Origin of the sequence: Pseudomonas sp. HS6, assembly GCF_023375815.1 — a bacterium.
In the GTDB taxonomy this organism is placed as follows: Bacteria; Pseudomonadota; Gammaproteobacteria; order Pseudomonadales; family Pseudomonadaceae; genus Aquipseudomonas.
The window spans coordinates 637,815-654,514 of sequence record NZ_CP067412.1 but is presented as its reverse complement, the minus strand read 5'-3'; the positions used below and the strand labels follow the sequence as shown (position 1 = coordinate 654,514).

General features: G+C 61.6%; 14 protein-coding genes. 8 read left to right on the top strand and 6 right to left on the bottom strand.

Annotation, left to right across the window (positions count from 1 at the left end; translation table 11 throughout):
- Positions 1-10: 10 nt before the first annotated feature.
- The 6 genes from JJN09_RS03170 to gatC form a co-directional block, all read right to left on the bottom strand.
- Entirely contained in the window at positions 11-391 is a 381-nt protein-coding gene (locus JJN09_RS03170; RefSeq protein WP_085685699.1) for a carboxymuconolactone decarboxylase family protein, read from the bottom strand.
- Entirely contained in the window at positions 388-1,449 is a 1,062-nt protein-coding gene (locus JJN09_RS03165) for a calcium/sodium antiporter (RefSeq protein WP_249485586.1), read from the bottom strand. Before JJN09_RS03165 ends, JJN09_RS03170 begins: the two co-directional genes overlap by 4 nt.
- Before the next feature lie 46 nt (positions 1,450-1,495).
- Positions 1,496-1,870, bottom strand: a complete 375-nt coding sequence (locus JJN09_RS03160; RefSeq protein WP_249485584.1) for a septal ring lytic transglycosylase RlpA family protein — start codon at positions 1,868-1,870, stop codon at positions 1,496-1,498.
- 163 nt (positions 1,871-2,033) lie between these two features.
- Positions 2,034-3,479 (bottom strand): Asp-tRNA(Asn)/Glu-tRNA(Gln) amidotransferase subunit GatB, encoded by a 1,446-nt coding sequence (gene gatB, locus JJN09_RS03155; protein ID WP_192559781.1) that lies wholly within the window; start codon positions 3,477-3,479, stop codon positions 2,034-2,036.
- Between the two features lie 10 nt (positions 3,480-3,489).
- Positions 3,490-4,941, bottom strand: a complete 1,452-nt coding sequence (gene gatA / locus JJN09_RS03150; RefSeq protein ID WP_249485582.1) for an Asp-tRNA(Asn)/Glu-tRNA(Gln) amidotransferase subunit GatA — start codon at positions 4,939-4,941, stop codon at positions 3,490-3,492.
- A gap of 16 nt (positions 4,942-4,957) precedes the next feature.
- Complete coding sequence (gene gatC / locus JJN09_RS03145; RefSeq protein ID WP_096818932.1) at positions 4,958-5,245, bottom strand: Asp-tRNA(Asn)/Glu-tRNA(Gln) amidotransferase subunit GatC; 288 nt, start codon at positions 5,243-5,245, stop codon at positions 4,958-4,960.
- Positions 5,246-5,456: 211 nt separating this feature from the next.
- On the opposite strand from gatC, the gene mreB reads away from it, so the two are divergent.
- From mreB to tldD, 8 genes are all read left to right on the top strand, one after another.
- Positions 5,457-6,494, top strand: coding sequence for a rod shape-determining protein MreB (gene mreB / locus JJN09_RS03140; RefSeq protein WP_002555108.1), 1,038 nt, complete (start codon positions 5,457-5,459; stop codon positions 6,492-6,494).
- 141 nt (positions 6,495-6,635) lie between these two features.
- Positions 6,636-7,775, top strand: a complete 1,140-nt coding sequence (mreC, locus tag JJN09_RS03135; RefSeq protein WP_302852073.1) for a rod shape-determining protein MreC — start codon at positions 6,636-6,638, stop codon at positions 7,773-7,775.
- The gene (gene mreD / locus JJN09_RS03130; RefSeq protein WP_085711798.1) at positions 7,775-8,266 is read left to right on the top strand and encodes a rod shape-determining protein MreD; all 492 of its coding nucleotides are present in this window, start codon (positions 7,775-7,777) and stop codon (positions 8,264-8,266) included. The genes mreC and mreD overlap by 1 nt, the downstream gene beginning before the upstream one ends.
- Positions 8,267-8,329: 63 nt before the next feature.
- Entirely contained in the window at positions 8,330-8,926 is a 597-nt protein-coding gene (locus tag JJN09_RS03125) for a nucleoside triphosphate pyrophosphatase (protein WP_249485578.1), read from the top strand.
- Between the two features lie 58 nt (positions 8,927-8,984).
- Positions 8,985-10,442 carry a ribonuclease G gene (rng, locus tag JJN09_RS03120; protein WP_065260839.1) on the top strand — a complete coding sequence of 486 codons (1,458 nt, stop codon included), beginning with the start codon at positions 8,985-8,987 and terminating at the stop codon, positions 10,440-10,442.
- A gap of 75 nt (positions 10,443-10,517) precedes the next feature.
- Positions 10,518-14,321 (top strand): YhdP family protein, encoded by a 3,804-nt coding sequence (locus JJN09_RS03115; RefSeq protein ID WP_249485576.1) that lies wholly within the window; start codon positions 10,518-10,520, stop codon positions 14,319-14,321.
- Positions 14,322-14,379: 58 nt separating this feature from the next.
- Positions 14,380-15,240, top strand: coding sequence for a carbon-nitrogen hydrolase family protein (locus tag JJN09_RS03110; RefSeq protein ID WP_249485575.1), 861 nt, complete (start codon positions 14,380-14,382; stop codon positions 15,238-15,240).
- A 5-nt stretch (positions 15,241-15,245) separates the two neighbouring features.
- Positions 15,246-16,688 carry a metalloprotease TldD gene (tldD, locus tag JJN09_RS03105; protein ID WP_085711794.1) on the top strand — a complete coding sequence of 481 codons (1,443 nt, stop codon included), beginning with the start codon at positions 15,246-15,248 and terminating at the stop codon, positions 16,686-16,688.
- Positions 16,689-16,700: the final 12 nt, after the last annotated feature.

The window sequence follows — 16,700 nt, the reverse complement described above, 5'->3', positions numbered from 1 at the left end:
GAGCTGGCGGTTACTCAGGCTTCTGGTAACTGTCGATCACTTCCTGCGCCGCGCGAAACGCATCGATCGCCGCCGGCACGCCGGCATATACCGCGCAATGCAACAGCGCTTCACGGATCTCATCGACCGTGCAGCCATTGTTCAGCGCACCGCGCACATGGCCCTTCAACTCTTGCGGGCACTTCAACGCGGTCAGCGCGGCGAGGGTAATCAGGCTGCGGGTTTTCAGCGGCAAACCTTCGCGATTCCACACGCCGCCCCAGGCGTGTTCGTTGACGAAATCCTGCAACGGTTGAGTGAATTCGGTGGCGTTGCCCAAAGCGCGATCAACGAATGCATCGCCCATTACCTGGCGGCGGATTTCGACCCCGGATTTCTTCGATTCGGTCATGGCACATCCCTCTTGTGGTGTTGGCGGCGCCAGGCGCGCACGGACGTGAAAAACAGAAACGTCAGCAGCGCCGGCAGGACATAAAACAGCATCAACCGTTCGAGCTTGCCGGCCAGCGGCATGCCGGTGGTGAACGACACCACGTGCAGCCCGTATGCCAGGTACAAGCCGAGCAGCAACAGACCTTCGGCCCGGGTCACGCGGTAGCCGGAATAGAACACCGGCAGGCACAGCGCCGCGACGCCGAGCATCACCGGCAGGTCGAAATCCAGTGCATTCGGCGACACCGACAGTGGCGTCGGGGCGATCAACGCCGTGATGCCGAGGACCCCGAGCAGGTTGAACAGGTTGGCGCCGATCACGTTGCCCACGGCAATGTCCCGCTGACCGCGCAACGCGGCGATCAATGAAGTGGCGAGCTCCGGCAGTGAGGTGCCGACCGCGACTACGGTCAGGCCGATGACGCGCTCGGAGAACCCGAGATCGGTGGCCACCGCTACCGCTGCGCCCAGCAGCAAATGTCCGGCGAACACCAGCATCGCCAGACCGGCGACGATCATCAGCAGGCTGGTGAACCAGGGAGCCGGCTGAGTCTGAGGATGATCGGAATGCGGCCGGGCCGAGTGCCGCGACTGACGCAGCAGCAAACCGAGATACAGTCCCAGAGCGGCCAACAGCAGGACGCCGTCGAATCGGCCAATCTCTTCATTCCAGGCCAGCACGAACACCAGCAGGCTGGCGCCGATCATCAGCGGAATGTCGAGGCGCACCAATTGCCGAGAGACCCGCAGCGGGATGATCAGCGCCGACAGGCCGAGGGTCACAAGGATGTTGAAAATGCTGCTGCCGATCACGCTGCCGACGGCGATGTCGGGGTTGTGCGTCAGGGTCGCTTGCAGACTGACCGCCATTTGCGGGGCGCTGCTGCCGAGTGCGACGATGGTCAGGCCGATGATCAGCGGCCGCACATGCAGGCGCGCGGCCAGGCGCACGGCGGCGCGCACCATCAGTTCGGCACCGGCGATCAGCAGGAACAGCCCGCAGAGCAGTTCGATCACGTTGATCAGCGGTAAATCGGTCAGTCCGAAAATGGGCAGTGCTCCATCAGTCGTCGAGGGCCTGCACGCGAACCCGTGCCGTGCCGCTGCCCAGCATGCCGAGACGTTCGGCGGCTTCGCGTGAAACATCGATGATGCGCCCACGGGTATGCGGCCCGCGGTCGTTGATACGCACCACGCAGGATTTGTCGTTTTTCAGGTTGGTGACCTTGACCCGAGTGCCGAAGGGCAACTGGCGATGGGCGGCGGTCAGGGAATTCTGGTTGAACGCTTCGCCGCTGGCGGTGCGTTTACCGTGGTGTTTGGCTCCGTAATAGGAGGCGACGCCGGTCTGGTCGTAACCGTGCGGGTCGATGACATCGTTGCTGGCGCAACCGGCCAACAGAGAGAGCAGGGCGCAGGCGCCGAGCAAGCGTTTCATTTGAAAGCTCCCAAATAACAATGTGGGAGCGACGGTTCGGCGCTCCGACTTGCTCGCGATGGCGATCTGGCAGGCACCTTTGCGGTGTCTGAAAATGCGCTATCGCGAGCAAGCTCGCTCCCACAGGGAATGGAGCCAGGCTTTGGTTCTGGCTCCATTGTGGTCAGCCTTCGAGCTTGCTTTTCAGCAGTTCGTTCACTTGCTGCGGGTTGGCCTTGCCTTTGGAGGCTTTCATGGCCTGACCGACGAAGAAACCGAACATCTTGCCGCGCTTGGCTTCGTCTGCCGCACGGTATTGCTCGACCTGCTCGGCGTTGGCCGCGAGCATTTCGTCCAGCACCGCCGAGATTGCGCCGGTGTCGGTGACTTGCTTCAGGCCGCGCTTCTCGATGATCTCGTCTGCGCTGCCTTCACCGTTGGCCATCGCTTCGAACACCACCTTGGCGATCTTGCCGGAGATGGTGTTGTCCTTGATGCGCTGCAACATGCCGCCCAATTGCTCGGCCGAAACCGGCGAATCTTCGATATCCAGGTTCTGCTTGTTGAGCAGGCTGCCCAACTCGACCATTACCCAGTTCGCCGCCAGTTTGGCGTCGCCGCCAATGCTTGCGACTTTCTCGAAGTAGTCCGCTTGCTCACGGCTGGTGGCCAGCACGTTGGCGTCGTAGGCCGACAGACCGAACGCACTCTGGAAGCGCTCGCGCTTCTGCGGTGGCAGTTCCGGCAGGGTGCCGCGCACGTCGTTGAGGAACGAGTCCTCGATGACCACCGGCAGCAGATCCGGATCGGGGAAGTAACGGTAGTCGTTGGCTTCCTCTTTGCTGCGCATCGGACGGGTTTCGTCCTTGTTCGGATCGTACAGACGGGTCTGCTGGATCACTTTGCCGCCGTCTTCGATCAGGTCGATCTGACGCTGGATCTCGGAGTTGATCGCCTTCTCGATGAAACGGAACGAGTTGACGTTCTTGATCTCGCAGCGCGTGCCGAACTCAACCTGGCCTTTCGGACGGATCGACACGTTGCAGTCGCAACGCAGCGAGCCTTCGGCCATGTTGCCGTCGCAGATGCCCAGGTAGCGCACCAGCGCGTGGATCGCCTTGACGTAGGCCACGGCTTCCTTGGCACTGCGCATGTCCGGCTCGGACACGATTTCCAGCAGCGGCGTGCCGGCACGGTTCAGGTCGATGCCGGTGGCACCGCTGAATTCTTCGTGCAGGCTCTTGCCGGCGTCTTCTTCCAGGTGCGCGCGGGTGATGCCGACGCGTTTGACCGTGCCGTCTTCCAGGGCGATGTCCAGGTGGCCCTTGCCGACGATCGGCAATTCCATCTGGCTGATCTGGTAGCCCTTCGGCAGGTCCGGGTAGAAGTAGTTCTTGCGGGCGAACACGTTGTGCTGACCGATCTCGGCGTCAATCGCCAGACCGAACATTACCGCCATGCGCACCGCTTCCTGGTTCAGCACCGGCAGCACGCCGGGCATACCCAGGTCGATCAGGCTGGCCTGAGTGTTCGGCTCGGAACCGAAGGTGGTGGAACTACCGGAAAAGATTTTCGACCGGGTGGTGAGCTGGGTGTGAATCTCCAGCCCGATCACGACTTCCCATTGCATGTGTGTCTCCTCAGAAGCCGGTTGGGGTGCGGGTGTGCCAGTCAGTGTGTAACTGATACTGGTGGGCAACGTTCAACAGGCGACCTTCCTGGAAATACGGAGCGAGCAGTTGCACGCCGACCGGCAGGCCGTCGACGAAACCGGCCGGCATCGACAGGCCCGGCAGGCCCGCGAGGTTGGCGGTGATGGTGTAGACGTCTTCCAGATAGGCAGCGACCGGATCGCTGTTCTTGGCGCCGAGTTTCCAGGCCGGGTTTGGCGTGGTCGGGCCGAGGATGACGTCGACTTCATTAAAGGCCGTCATGAAGTCGTTCTTCACCAGGCGACGGATCTTCTGCGCTTTCAGGTAGTAGGCGTCGTAGTAACCGGCGGACAGCGCGTAGGCACCGACCATTATCCGGCGTTGCACTTCAGGCCCGAAACCTTCGCCACGGGAGCGCTTGTACAGGTCTTCCAGGTTTTTCGGGTCTGCGCAGCGGTGGCCGAAGCGCACGCCGTCGAAGCGCGACAGGTTGGAGGACGCTTCTGCCGGAGCGATCACGTAGTACGCCGGAATGGCGTGCTGCATGTTCGGCAGGCTGATTTCCTTGATCACGGCACCGAGCTTCTGCAGCTCTTTGATGCTGTTCTGGATCAGCTCGGCGATGCGCGGGTCGAGACCGGCGCCGAAGTATTCCTTCGGCACGCCGATGCGCAGGCCTTGCAGCGAGCCATTCAGACCAGCGGCGTAGTCCGGCACTGGCTCATCGATGCTGGTGGAGTCGTTCGGATCGAAGCCAGCCATACCTTGCAACAAAATCGCGCAGTCTTCGGCGGTGCGAGCCAGAGGGCCGCCCTGATCGAGGCTGGAGGCGTAAGCGATCATGCCCCAACGCGAAACACGACCGTAGGTCGGTTTCAGGCCGGTGAGGTTGGTGAACGCGGCCGGCTGACGGATCGAACCGCCAGTGTCGGTAGCGGTAGCCGCAGGCAACAGACGAGCGGCAACGGCCGCCGCCGAACCACCGGACGAGCCGCCCGGTACGTGTTCCAGGTTCCACGGGTTTTTCACCGCGCCGTACCAGCTCGACTCGTTGGCCGAGCCCATGGCGAATTCGTCCATGTTGGTCTTGCCCAGAGTCACGGTGCCGGCGGCGGCCAGTTTGGCAACCACAGTGGCGTCGTACGGAGCCTTGAAGTTGTCGAGCATCTTCGAGCCGCAGCTGGTGCGGATGCCCTGGGTGCAGAACAGGTCTTTGTGGGCGATCGGCGCACCGAGCAGCGCGCCGCTCTCACCGTTGGCCCGGCGCACGTCGGCGGCTTTCGCCTGCTCGAGGGCCAGCTCTTCGGTGAGGCTGATGAAACTGTTGAGCTGCGGGTCGAGCTGGGTAATGCGCGCCAGCAGGACTTTGGTCAGCTCTTCGGAAGAAAACTTTTTATCGGCGAGACCGCGGGCGATCTCGGCCAGAGTCATTTGATGCATTGCAGGCTCTTTCCCTTTAGTCGATGACTTTCGGAACCAGATACAGGCCGTTTTCGACCGCTGGTGCGATGGACTGATAAGCCTCGCGATTATTCGTCTCGGTCACGACGTCGGCGCGCAGGCGCTGACTGGCTTCCAGCGGGTGGGCCAGCGGCTCGATACCATCGGTATTGACCGCCTGCATTTCGTCGACCAGCCCGAGAATGCTGTTGAGGGCCGAAGTGATTTGTGGAAGATCGGCATCATTAAGGCCAAGGCTGGCCAGATGAGCGATTTTTTCCACGTCGGAGCGTTCTAGCGCCATCGGGTTTCTCCAGTGGAAAACAGGACGGACGGCGTCCGTGTGTTAGATTGTCGGAACACTACCGCACTTCTACGGTCATAAGGCCGCGATTGTGGGGCTTGGTGCACAGAAAAGCGGCCAATTTAACATATTGGCGCCTTGCCCAAAATCCCTGTCGTTGTTAGAGTTTGCCGCACTTTTTTACCCACGCGTTGCCTAGGGTCCCTTTCCCATGTTCAAGAAACTGCGTGGCATGTTTTCCAGCGATCTTTCCATTGACCTGGGCACTGCCAACACCCTTATTTACGTGCGCGAGCGCGGTATCGTCCTGAATGAGCCATCGGTTGTGGCCATTCGGACACACGGTAACCAGAAAAGTGTCGTTGCTGTCGGCACCGAGGCCAAGCGCATGCTCGGCCGTACGCCGGGCAACATTGCTGCCATTCGTCCGATGAAGGACGGCGTGATCGCCGACTTCAGCGTCTGCGAAAAGATGCTGCAATACTTTATCAACAAGGTTCACGAAAACAGCTTCCTGCAGCCTAGCCCTCGTGTGCTGATCTGCGTTCCATGCAAATCCACCCAGGTTGAGCGTCGTGCCATCCGTGAATCGGCCCTCGGTGCCGGTGCGCGTGAAGTGTTCCTGATCGAAGAGCCAATGGCTGCTGCGATCGGTGCCGGCCTGCCGGTTGAAGAAGCACGCGGTTCGATGGTCGTGGATATCGGTGGTGGTACTACCGAAATCGCGCTGATCTCCCTGAACGGTGTGGTCTATGCCGAATCCGTCCGTGTTGGCGGCGACCGCTTCGACGAAGCGATCATCACCTACGTGCGCCGCAACTACGGCAGCCTGATCGGCGAATCCACTGCCGAGCGCATCAAGCAGGAAATCGGTACGGCCTACCCGGGCGGCGAAGTTCGCGAAGTCGACGTTCGCGGTCGCAACCTGGCCGAAGGCGTTCCACGCGCATTCACCCTGAACTCCAATGAAGTGCTGGAAGCTCTGCAAGAGTCCCTGGCAACCATCGTTCAGGCCGTGAAAAGCGCCCTGGAGCAATCGCCGCCGGAACTGGCTTCCGACATCGCCGAGCGTGGCCTGGTGCTGACCGGTGGTGGCGCGCTGCTGCGTGACCTCGACAAGCTGCTGGCCCAGGAAACCGGTCTGCCGGTGATCGTTGCCGAAGATCCGCTGACCTGTGTGGCTCGCGGCGGTGGCCGTGCACTGGAAATGATGGACAAGCACACCATGGACCTGCTCTCCAGCGAATAAGTCGCCGGGTGCAATTCGTGGGTGAGCGCGCAGGCGGCACTTTGCAGTGCTGCCTGTTGGCGTTTATCTTCTGTCAGTCTTCATCCAGGCCGGTTTGATGCCGTATGAATAAACAGAACATTTGCCTGGGAGGAGCGGCCTATTAAACCGCTTTTCGCCAAGGGCCCCTCACTGGGCGTGCGCTTGTTGGTGCTGGCCGTGCTGTCGGTCGCGCTGATGGTGGTCGATGCCCGTTTCAGCCTGCTCAAGCCTGCCCGCAGCCAGATGTCGCTGGTGCTGATGGACGCTTACTGGATCACCGACCTGCCCGGCAGGCTGTGGGAAGGTGTCGCCAGTCAGTTCGGCAGCCGCACCGAGCTTGTCGCCGAAAACGAAAAACTCAAGACCGAGAACCTGCTGTTGCAGGGCCGCATGCAGAAGCTTGCCGCCCTCACCGAGCAGAACGTCCGTCTGCGCGAGTTACTCAATTCCTCCGCGCTGGTCAACGAGAAGGTCGAAGTGGCCGAACTGATCGGCATGGACCCGAATCCCTTCACCCATCGCATCATCATCAATAAAGGTGAGCGCGACGGCGTGGTGCTCGGTCAGCCGGTGCTCGATGCACGCGGCTTGATGGGGCAAGTGGTCGAACTGATGCCGTACACCTCCCGTGTCTTGCTGCTGACCGACTCGACCCACAGCATTCCTGTGCAGGTGAACCGGAACGGTCTGCGGGCGATTGCCAGCGGCACCGGCAACCCTGAGCGCCTGGAACTGCGCCATGTGGCCGACACCGCCGATGTCAAGGAAGGCGATCTGCTGGTCAGCTCTGGTCTGGGCCAGCGCTTCCCGGCCGGATACCCGGTAGCGACGGTCAAGGAAGTGATCCATGATTCCGGCCAGCCGTTCGCCATTGTCCGCGCCGTACCGACTGCCGCGTTGAATCGCAGCCGCTATCTGCTGCTGGTGTTCAGCGACAACCGTACAGCTGAAGAGCGTGCCAACGATGCGGCGCAGGCTCAGGAAAACCTTGATGCATTTGGTGGTGGCCCGATCATTCCAGCCACGGTACCGAAAACGGTGAATACACCGGCTCAGGCTCAAGCGCCTGCTGCGGCCAGCACACCTGCCGCTGCACCCGCTGCTGCTACGCCGGCCAAACCCGCCGCGAGCAAGCCGCCAGCGAAACCACCCGCAGCGACCCCGGCAGCCACCAAGCCGCCTGCCGCACAGCCTGCCAATGCACGGCCGGCCACCAAATCGCCTGTCACTGCGCCGGCCACCACTGGGGGACGAGAATAATGGTCGGTGTCAAAGCCTCCCGAAATGGCTGGATCGTCTGGCTGACATTTCTGATCGGCATGCTGCTCAGCGTGTCGCCGCTGCCGCAATTCATGGAAATCCTGCGCCCGCTCTGGCTGGCCCTGCTCCTGGCATTCTGGGCGTTGGCCCTGCCGCAGAAGGTCGGCATGGTCACCGCATTTTGCCTCGGGCTTGCTGAAGACGTGTTGTACGGCACGCTGCTTGGGCAGAACGCGTTGATCCTGACGTTGATCACGTTCCTGGTGCTGTCGTTGCAGCAACGCCTGCGAATGTTCCCGATGTGGCAACAGTGTCTGGTGATCCTGGTGATCTTCGGTCTCGCGCAGCTTGTGCAATTGTGGCTCAGCGCCCTGACCGGCAACCGCCAACCGACACTGGCGCTGGTCTTGCCGGCACTGGTCAGCGCCTTGCTCTGGCCGTGGGTCAGCTTCGCTTTGCGTGGATTGCGCCGACGCTACAAAATCAACTGATTCGGTCAGGCATGGGCCCGTACCGGTGCCATGAGGCAGGGCACTCAACAGGGAGATGTTTGGATGAAGCCGCTTTACCTCGCCTCTGGATCGCCGCGTCGGCGTGAGCTGCTCACGCAGATCGGCGTTCCGTTCACCGCCATCAGCGCGGATATCGATGAAACTCCTTTAGCCAATGAATCGCCATCGGCCTATGTAGAGCGCCTGGCGCGCGGCAAGGCCGAGGCCGGGCGGCGCTCTGTCGTCTGCGACACGCCATTTTGCGTGCTGGGCGCCGACACTGCCGTGGTGCTGGACGGCAAAATTCTCGGCAAACCGGTGGACGAAGCCGATGCATGCGCCATGCTGATGATGTTGTCCGGCAAGGAGCACGAAGTGCTGACCGCCATCGCCGTGCTTGACGGTGAGCGCTGCGAGTCGCGAGTGGTGCGCAGTCTGGTACGGTTCCGGGCGATCAGTCGCGAAGAAGCCGCCGCCTACTGGGCCAGCGGCGAACCTCGGGACAAGGCCGGCGGTTACGGCATTCAGGGACTTGGCGCGGTGTTTGTCGCTGGTCTCAACGGCAGCTATTCGGCTGTGGTGGGATTGCCGGTGTGCGAAAGCGCAGAACTGCTCGGCCGTTTCGGCATACCCTGTTGGCAAAACCTGAGTGCGCAGTAAGCGTCGAACGGATCAAGATGCGGCCATTATCGTGAACATGCCTGAACGAGACCCTGCCATGAGTGAAGAGATTCTGATCAACATCACGCCGATGGAATCGCGCGTGGCGGTGGTCGAAAATGGTGTGCTGCAAGAAGTGCACGTCGAGCGCACGCAAAAACGCGGGATCGTCGGCAACATCTATAAAGGCAAGGTGGTGCGCGTGCTACCGGGCATGCAGGCGGCATTCGTCGACATCGGCCTGGACCGTGCGGCGTTCATCCACGCCTCGGAAATTTCCCTTCGCGAAGGCCCGGCGGTGGAAAGCATCAGCGCGCTGGTGCATGAAGGCCAGAGCCTGGTGGTGCAAGTCACCAAGGACCCGATCGGTTCCAAAGGGGCGCGTCTGACCACTCAGCTGTCGATCCCTTCGCGTTACCTGGTGTATATGCCGCGCACCGCCCACGTCGGCATTTCCCTGAAAATCGAAGACGAAGCCGAGCGCGAACGCCTGAAGCAGGTGGTCAGCGATTGTGTGGCCAAAGAAGGCATCAAGGAGGCCGGCGGCTTCATCCTGCGTACCGCCGCCGAAGGCGCCGGGGCCGATGAAATCCTCATGGACATCCGCTACCTGCGACGCCTGTGGGATCAGATCAACGAACAGATCAAGACCATCGGCGCGCCGAGCGTGATCTACGAAGACCTCGGTCTGGCTCTGCGCACCTTGCGCGACCTGGTCAGCCCGAAAATCGAGAAGATCCGCATCGATTCCCGGGAAACCTTCCAAAAAACCACGCAGTTCGTCGCCGAATTGATGCCGGAAATCGCCGATCGTCTGGAACACTATCCGGGCGAACGGCCGATTTTTGACCTGTACGGCGTCGAAGACGAAATCCAGAAAGCCCTTGAACGCAAAGTGCCGCTGAAGTCCGGCGGTTATCTGGTGGTGGATCCGGCGGAGGCCATGACCACCATCGACGTCAACACCGGCGCGTTCGTCGGGCATCGCAACCTCGAAGAAACCATCTTCAAGACCAACCTCGAAGCTGCCACCGCGATTGCCCGGCAGATGCGCCTGCGCAATCTGGGCGGGATCATCATCATCGATTTCATCGACATGGAAGATGAAGAGCACCAGCGCCAGGTACTGCGTACCCTGGAGAAACAGCTGGAGCGCGATCACGCCAAGACCAACATCATCGGCATCACCGAGCTGGGTTTGGTGCAGATGACCCGCAAGCGAACCCGCGAAAGTCTGGAGCAGGTGCTGTGCGAGCCATGCAGCAGCTGTCAGGGGCGCGGCAAGCTGAAGACGCCGGAAACCATTTGCTACGAGATTTTCCGCGAGATCCTGCGCGAGGCCCGGGCCTATCAGGCCGAGGGTTATCGTGTGTTGGCGAACCAGAAAGTCGTCGACCGTCTGCTCGATGAAGAGTCCGGTAACGTCGCCGAGCTTGAAGGGTTTATCGGGCGCACCATACGCTTCCAGGTGGAAACCATGTATTCCCAGGAACAATATGACGTGGTGCTGCTCTGATCCCCTGCGTCACCCTTTTCCTGAAACGGCTGGCCTCAGCTTTTTGCAGTATTTTTGCCATGGGAGCCAACTGACATGGACCGTCTGACACGCATTTTGGCCGCACTGACCCGCTGGGGTCTGGGCCTGTGCGCGTTGGTTCTGGTGTTGATGGCGTTGTACGTCAGCCTCGGCCGGGAACTCACGCCACTGGTGGCCGAATACCGTACCGACATCGAAGACAAGGCCGGCGCGGCCTTGGGCATGCCGCTGCAGATCGGTGAGCTGGAAGGCAACTGGAGCGGATTTGCGCCGATCCTGCTGGCTCACGACGTGATGATCGGCGACGGCGCCAATGCGCTGCGCCTGGATCGGGTGCGCGCGGTGCCGGATCTGTGGGCCAGTCTGCTGGCTCGCGAAGTGCGTATCGCTCATCTTGAACTCAACGGCTTGAAGATCAGCCTCAAGGAAGGTGAAGACGGCCAATGGGCGCTCGAAGGATTGCCGGTGCAGAAGGATCAGCCCATGGATCCCGAGCAACTGTTCAACCGCATGCAAATGGTCCAGCAACTGTCGGTGCTCGACAGTCAGGTGACCTTGCAGCCGCTGGATCAGGCGCCGCTGACCCTTACTTATGTCGGGCTCAATCTCAAGACCGGTCTCAATCGTCAGCGCCTCGATGCGCGGCTGACCCTGCCCGACGGGCAGCCCGTTGCACTCAGCCTGCGTACGCGGATTCGCGCCAGCCAGTTGCAGGACAGTGCGGTTGAAGGCTACATCAGCCTACCGCAAAGCGACTGGGCAAAATGGCTGCCCGAGCGCCTGACCCAGCAATGGAATTTCTCCGAGATCAAGGCCGGTGGTGAGCTGTGGGTCAACTGGAGCGAGGGCACGCTGCAAAGCGCCGCCATTCGTCTCAACGCCCCACAACTCACCGGTGCCTACGCCGAGCGCAAACCGATCCAGATCAACAATCTGGCGCTCAACGGCTACTTCCAGCGCGGTCCCCAGGGGGCCACTGTCACGCTTGATTCGCTGGCGATGAATTTTCGCGAGACCCGTTGGGAAACTCACGTTCAGATCAAGCAAACCGCCGCCACCGACAAGGTCGATGAACTCTGGCACTTGCAGGCGGATCGGCTCGACCTGACGCCGATCACGCCCTTGCTCAATGCCCTCGGCCCGCTGCCCCAAGGCTTCGCCACCGTGGTCGAGCACCTGAAAGTGACCGGCGGTCTGCGTAACGTGCTGCTGGATTTCCGCCCGAACGCCACGGACGACAGCAAATTCGGTTTCGCCGCCAACCTTGACCAGGTCGGCTTCGACGCCTATCACGGCGCACCCGCAGCGCGGAATGTCAGCGGCAGTCTGACCGGCAACCTCGGCGGCGGTGAGTTGCGCATGGACAGCAAAGACTTTGTCCTGCATCTCGATCCGATTTTCGCCAAACCATGGCAATACATTCAGGCCAACGCCCGGTTGACCTGGAAGCTCGATAAAGAAGGTTTCACCCTGATCGCGCCGTACCTGAAGGTGCTCGGCGAAGAAGGCAAGATTGCCGGCGACTTCCTGATCCGACTGCATTTCGACCATACCCAGGAAGACTACATGGACCTGCGGGTCGGGCTGGTGGACGGCGACGGTCGCTACACCGCCAAGTACCTGCCGGAAGTCCTGAGCCCGGCCCTCGACGAATGGCTGCGCACGGCGATTCTCAAAGGCGCAGTGGATCAAGGCTTCTTCCAGTACCAGGGTTCGTTGAACAAGAATGCCGGAGAGGCGGATCGCAGCATCAGCCTGTTCTTCAAGGTGCACGATGCCGAACTGGCCTTCCAGCCTGGCTGGCCGCACGTGAGCAAGGTCAGCGGTGATGTGTTCATCGAGGACAGCGGTGTGCGGATCGTCGCCAGCAAAGGCCAGTTGCTCGACACTCAGGTGAACGATGTCTTCGTTAATATCCCCCATGTGCCAAGTGGCGAGCACAGCCACTTGTTGCTCGATGGCGGGTTTGCCGGCGGGTTGGGCGATGGCTTGAAGATTCTTCAGGAAGCGCCGATCGGCACCGCCGATACCTTCGCTGGCTGGGAAGGCGAGGGCGATCTGCAAGGCAAGCTCAAACTCGATGTGCCATTGGCCAAGGGCGATCAGCCGAAAATCCTCGTGGACTTCAAAACCGCCAATGCGCGATTGAAGCTGGCCGAGCCGAAGTTGGAATTGAGCCAGCTCAAGGGTGATTTCCGTTTTGACAGCGCCAAGGGTTTGAGCGGGCAGAACATCAGCGCCCGGGCCTTCGACAAACCGGTCACCGCACAGATTTTCGCCGATGGCGGCCCCGGCAAGCTCAAGACCCGGGTGGCGGCGTCGGGGCAGGTCGAAGTCAAGAAGCTCACCGACTGGCTCGGTGTGACTCAGCCGTTGCCGGTGTCCGGAACCATCCCTTACCAGCTGCAAGTGAATCTGGACGGGGCCGACAGCCAATTGATGGTCAGCTCCAATCTGAAGGGCGTGGCGGTGGATTTGCCCGCACCGTTCGGCATGACGGCCGATGTCGGGCGTGACACGGTGTTCCGCATGACCCTGCAAGGGCAGGAGCGGCGTTACTGGGTCAATTACGATCAACTGGCCAACTTCACCTTCGCCGCGCCACCGAACAATTTCGCCGATGGCCGTGGCGAGTTGTTCCTCGGTACCGGTGAAGCCGTTTTGCCAGGCAACAAAGGCCTGCGCATACGCGGTGTGCTGTCGGAGCTGGACGTCAAGCCTTGGCAGGATCTGGTGGACAAGTACGCGGGTCAGGATCCGGGCGGCAGCGCCAAGCAGCTGCTCAGCAGCGCGGACTTCAAGATCGGCAAACTCACCGCCTTCGGCACCACGCTTGATCAGGCTGCGGTGCAGCTGGATCGCAAGCCCGGCACCTGGACTCTGGCCCTCGACAGCCAACAGGCCAAAGGTACGGTTGGTATTCCCGACGCCAAGGCCGCGCCGATTGTGGTGAACCTGCAATACGTCCGCTTGCCGGCACCGGACCCGACGGTGCAGGCCGACGAAAACGCGCCCGATCCGTTGGCCTCGGTCGATCCGACCAAGATCCCGGCGCTGGACATCACCATCAATCAGCTGTTCCAGGGCCAGGATCTGGTCGGTGGCTGGTCGCTGAAAGTCCGGCCGACCGCCAAAGGCATCGCCCTGAACAATCTGGACATGGGCCTCAAGGGCATTCTGTTGCAGGGCAGCGGTGGTTGGGAGGGAACACCAGGGGCCACCAGCAGTTGGTACAAGGGCCGGATTGGCGGCAAGAATCTCGCGGACGTGCTCAAGGGCTGGGGCTTTGCGCCTAGCGTGACCAGCGAAGAATTCCATATGGATGTCGATGGCCGCTGGCCGGGCTCGCCGGCGTGGCTGGCGACCAAGCGCTTCTCCGGCACGCTCGATGCGTCGCTGAACAAGGGTCAGTTCGTCGAAGTAGAGGGCGGTGCTCAGGCGCTGCGGGTGTTCGGTCTGCTCAACTTCAATTCCATCGGCCGGCGCTTGCGCCTCGACTTCTCCGACCTGTTCGGCAAAGGTTTGAGTTATGACCGGGTCAAGGGATTGCTGGTGGCGAACAACGGCGTTTATGTGACGCAGGAGCCGATCAAACTGACTGGGCCGTCGAGCAACCTTGAACTCAACGGCACGCTTGATCTGGTCGGTGATCAGGTCGACGCCCGGCTGCTGGTGACCTTGCCGGTGACCAACAACCTGCCGATCGCCGCGTTGATCGTCGGCGCACCAGCCGTTGGCGGCGCGCTGTTCCTGATCGACAAGCTGATCGGTGATCGCGTGGCACGGTTCGCCAGCGTCAAATACACCGTCAAAGGCCCGTGGAAAGAGCCGAAAATTACCTTCGACAAGCCTTTTTGATCAGCCAGGCCACAAACCGATGGAGTAGCATGGCTGCCTACCTCTTGCGGAGTTCGCCATGTCTTTAGCGGTGATTCAAATGGTCAGCCAGAGCGACGTGCTGGCCAATCTGCGCGATGCCCGACGTTTGCTCGAACAAGCGGCCAACGCGGGCGCGAAGCTGGCGGTGCTGCCGGAAAACTTCGCTGCCATGGGGCGTCGCGACATCGCTGATATCGGCCGTGCCGAAGCGCTTGGCGAAGGACCGATCCTGCCGTGGTTGAAACAGACCGCCCGCGACCTCAAGTTATGGATTGTGGCCGGCACCTTGCCGTTGCCGCCGGCAGGACAGCCCGCGGCGAAGTCCCATGCCTGCTCGTTGTTGGTGGACGATCAGGGCGAAATCGTTGCGCGTTATGACAAGTTGCATCTGTTTGATGTGGATGTTGCGGACAATCGCGGCCGTTACCGCGAATCCGATGACTATGCTTATGGCAGTGGCGTGGTGGTTGCAGACACGCCAGTCGGCCGAATCGGCCTGACGGTGTGTTACGACCTGCGCTTCCCGGAGCTGTACAGCGAGTTGCGGGCGGCCGGGGCTGAACTGATTACTGCACCGTCGGCCTTCACCGCGGTGACCGGTGCGGCGCACTGGGACGTATTGATCCGTGCACGGGCGATTGAAACCCAGTGCTACGTGCTGGCAGCAGCCCAGGGCGGGACGCATCCGGGGCCGCGGGAAACCTTTGGCCATGCGGCGATTGTTGATCCGTGGGGCCGCGTGCTGGCGCAGCACGAGCAGGGCGAAGCCGTGTTGCTGGCCGAGCGCGACAGTAACGAACAGGCGTCCATACGGGCGCGAATGCCGGTGACGGGTCATCGGCGGTTTTTTTCGCAGGGCGCGCAGCGACCTGCTTCAGAACACGAATTTAAGGCGTAAAACCTATGAGCGAGTTGTTGTCCTCAGTCAGTGATCACTTGTTGGCGCCCGGCGGCGTGACGATCGAGAGCCTGCAAGGCGTGCTCGGTGATCTGGCGGGTCCAGGCATCGATGCGGCCGACCTGTATTTCCAGGGGCAGATTTCCGAGTCCTGGTCGCTGGAAGACGGCATCGTCAAGGAAGGCAGTTTCAACCTCGACCAAGGGGTTGGCGTGCGTGCGCAGTCCGGTGAGAAAACCGGTTTTGCCTACAGCAACGCGATCACCCTCGAAGCCCTCGGCGCGGCGGCCCGTGCGGCCCGTTCGATCTCCCGAGCTGGGCAGAACGGCACCGTGCAGGCGTTCAGCACGCAGGACGTCGCCCAGTTGTACGCGCCGGACAACCCGCTGGAAGTCCTGAGCCGCGCTGAAAAAGTTGAACTGCTCAAACGCATTGACGTTGCGACCCGTGCCCTCGACCCGCGTATCCAGCAGGTCAGCGTGAGCATGGCCGGGGTCTGGGAGCGGATTCTCGTGGCCTCGACCGACGGTGGCCTGGCTGCCGACGTGCGCCCGCTGGTGCGATTCAACGTCAGTGTGATCGTCGAGCAGAACGGTCGTCGTGAACGTGGCGGCCATGGCGGCGGCGGTCGTACCGACTACCGTTATTTCCTCGCCGAAGACCGCGCCATGGGCTATGCCCGTGAAGCGTTGCGTCAGGCGCTGGTGAATCTGGAAGCGATTCCGGCACCGGCCGGCACTTTGCCGGTTGTTCTGGGCTCGGGCTGGTCCGGCGTGTTGCTGCACGAAGCGGTCGGCCACGGTCTGGAAGGCGACTTCAACCGCAAGGGCAGCTCGGCCTACAGCGGGCGCATGGGTGAAATGGTTGCGTCGAAACTTTGCACCATCGTCGATGATGGCACGTTGGCCGGTCGTCGCGGTTCCCTGAGCGTCGACGACGAAGGCACCCCGACCGAGTGCACCACGCTGATCGAAAACGGCGTACTCAAGGGCTACATGCAGGACAAGCTCAATGCGCGCCTGATGGGCGTGGCCCGTACCGGCAACGGTCGCCGCGAATCCTACGCGCACCTGCCGATGCCGCGGATGACCAACACCTACATGCTCGGCGGCCAGAGCGATCCGGCGGAAATCATCGCGTCGGTGAAGAAGGGCATCTACTGCGCCAACCTTGGTGGCGGTCAGGTCGACATCACCAGCGGCAAGTTCGTGTTCTCCACCAGCGAGGCTTACCTGATCGAGGACGGCAAGATCACCGCACCGGTCAAAGGCGCGACGTTGATCGGCAACGGTCCGGAAGCCATGAGCCGGGTGTCGATGGTCGGTAACGATCTGGCGTTGGACAGCGGTGTGGGGACGTGTGGCAAGGACGGGCAATCGGTGCCGGTGGGCGTGGGCCAGCCGACGCTGAAAATCGATGCGATCACCGTGGGTGGCACGGGCGCTTAAGAAGGGATGGAG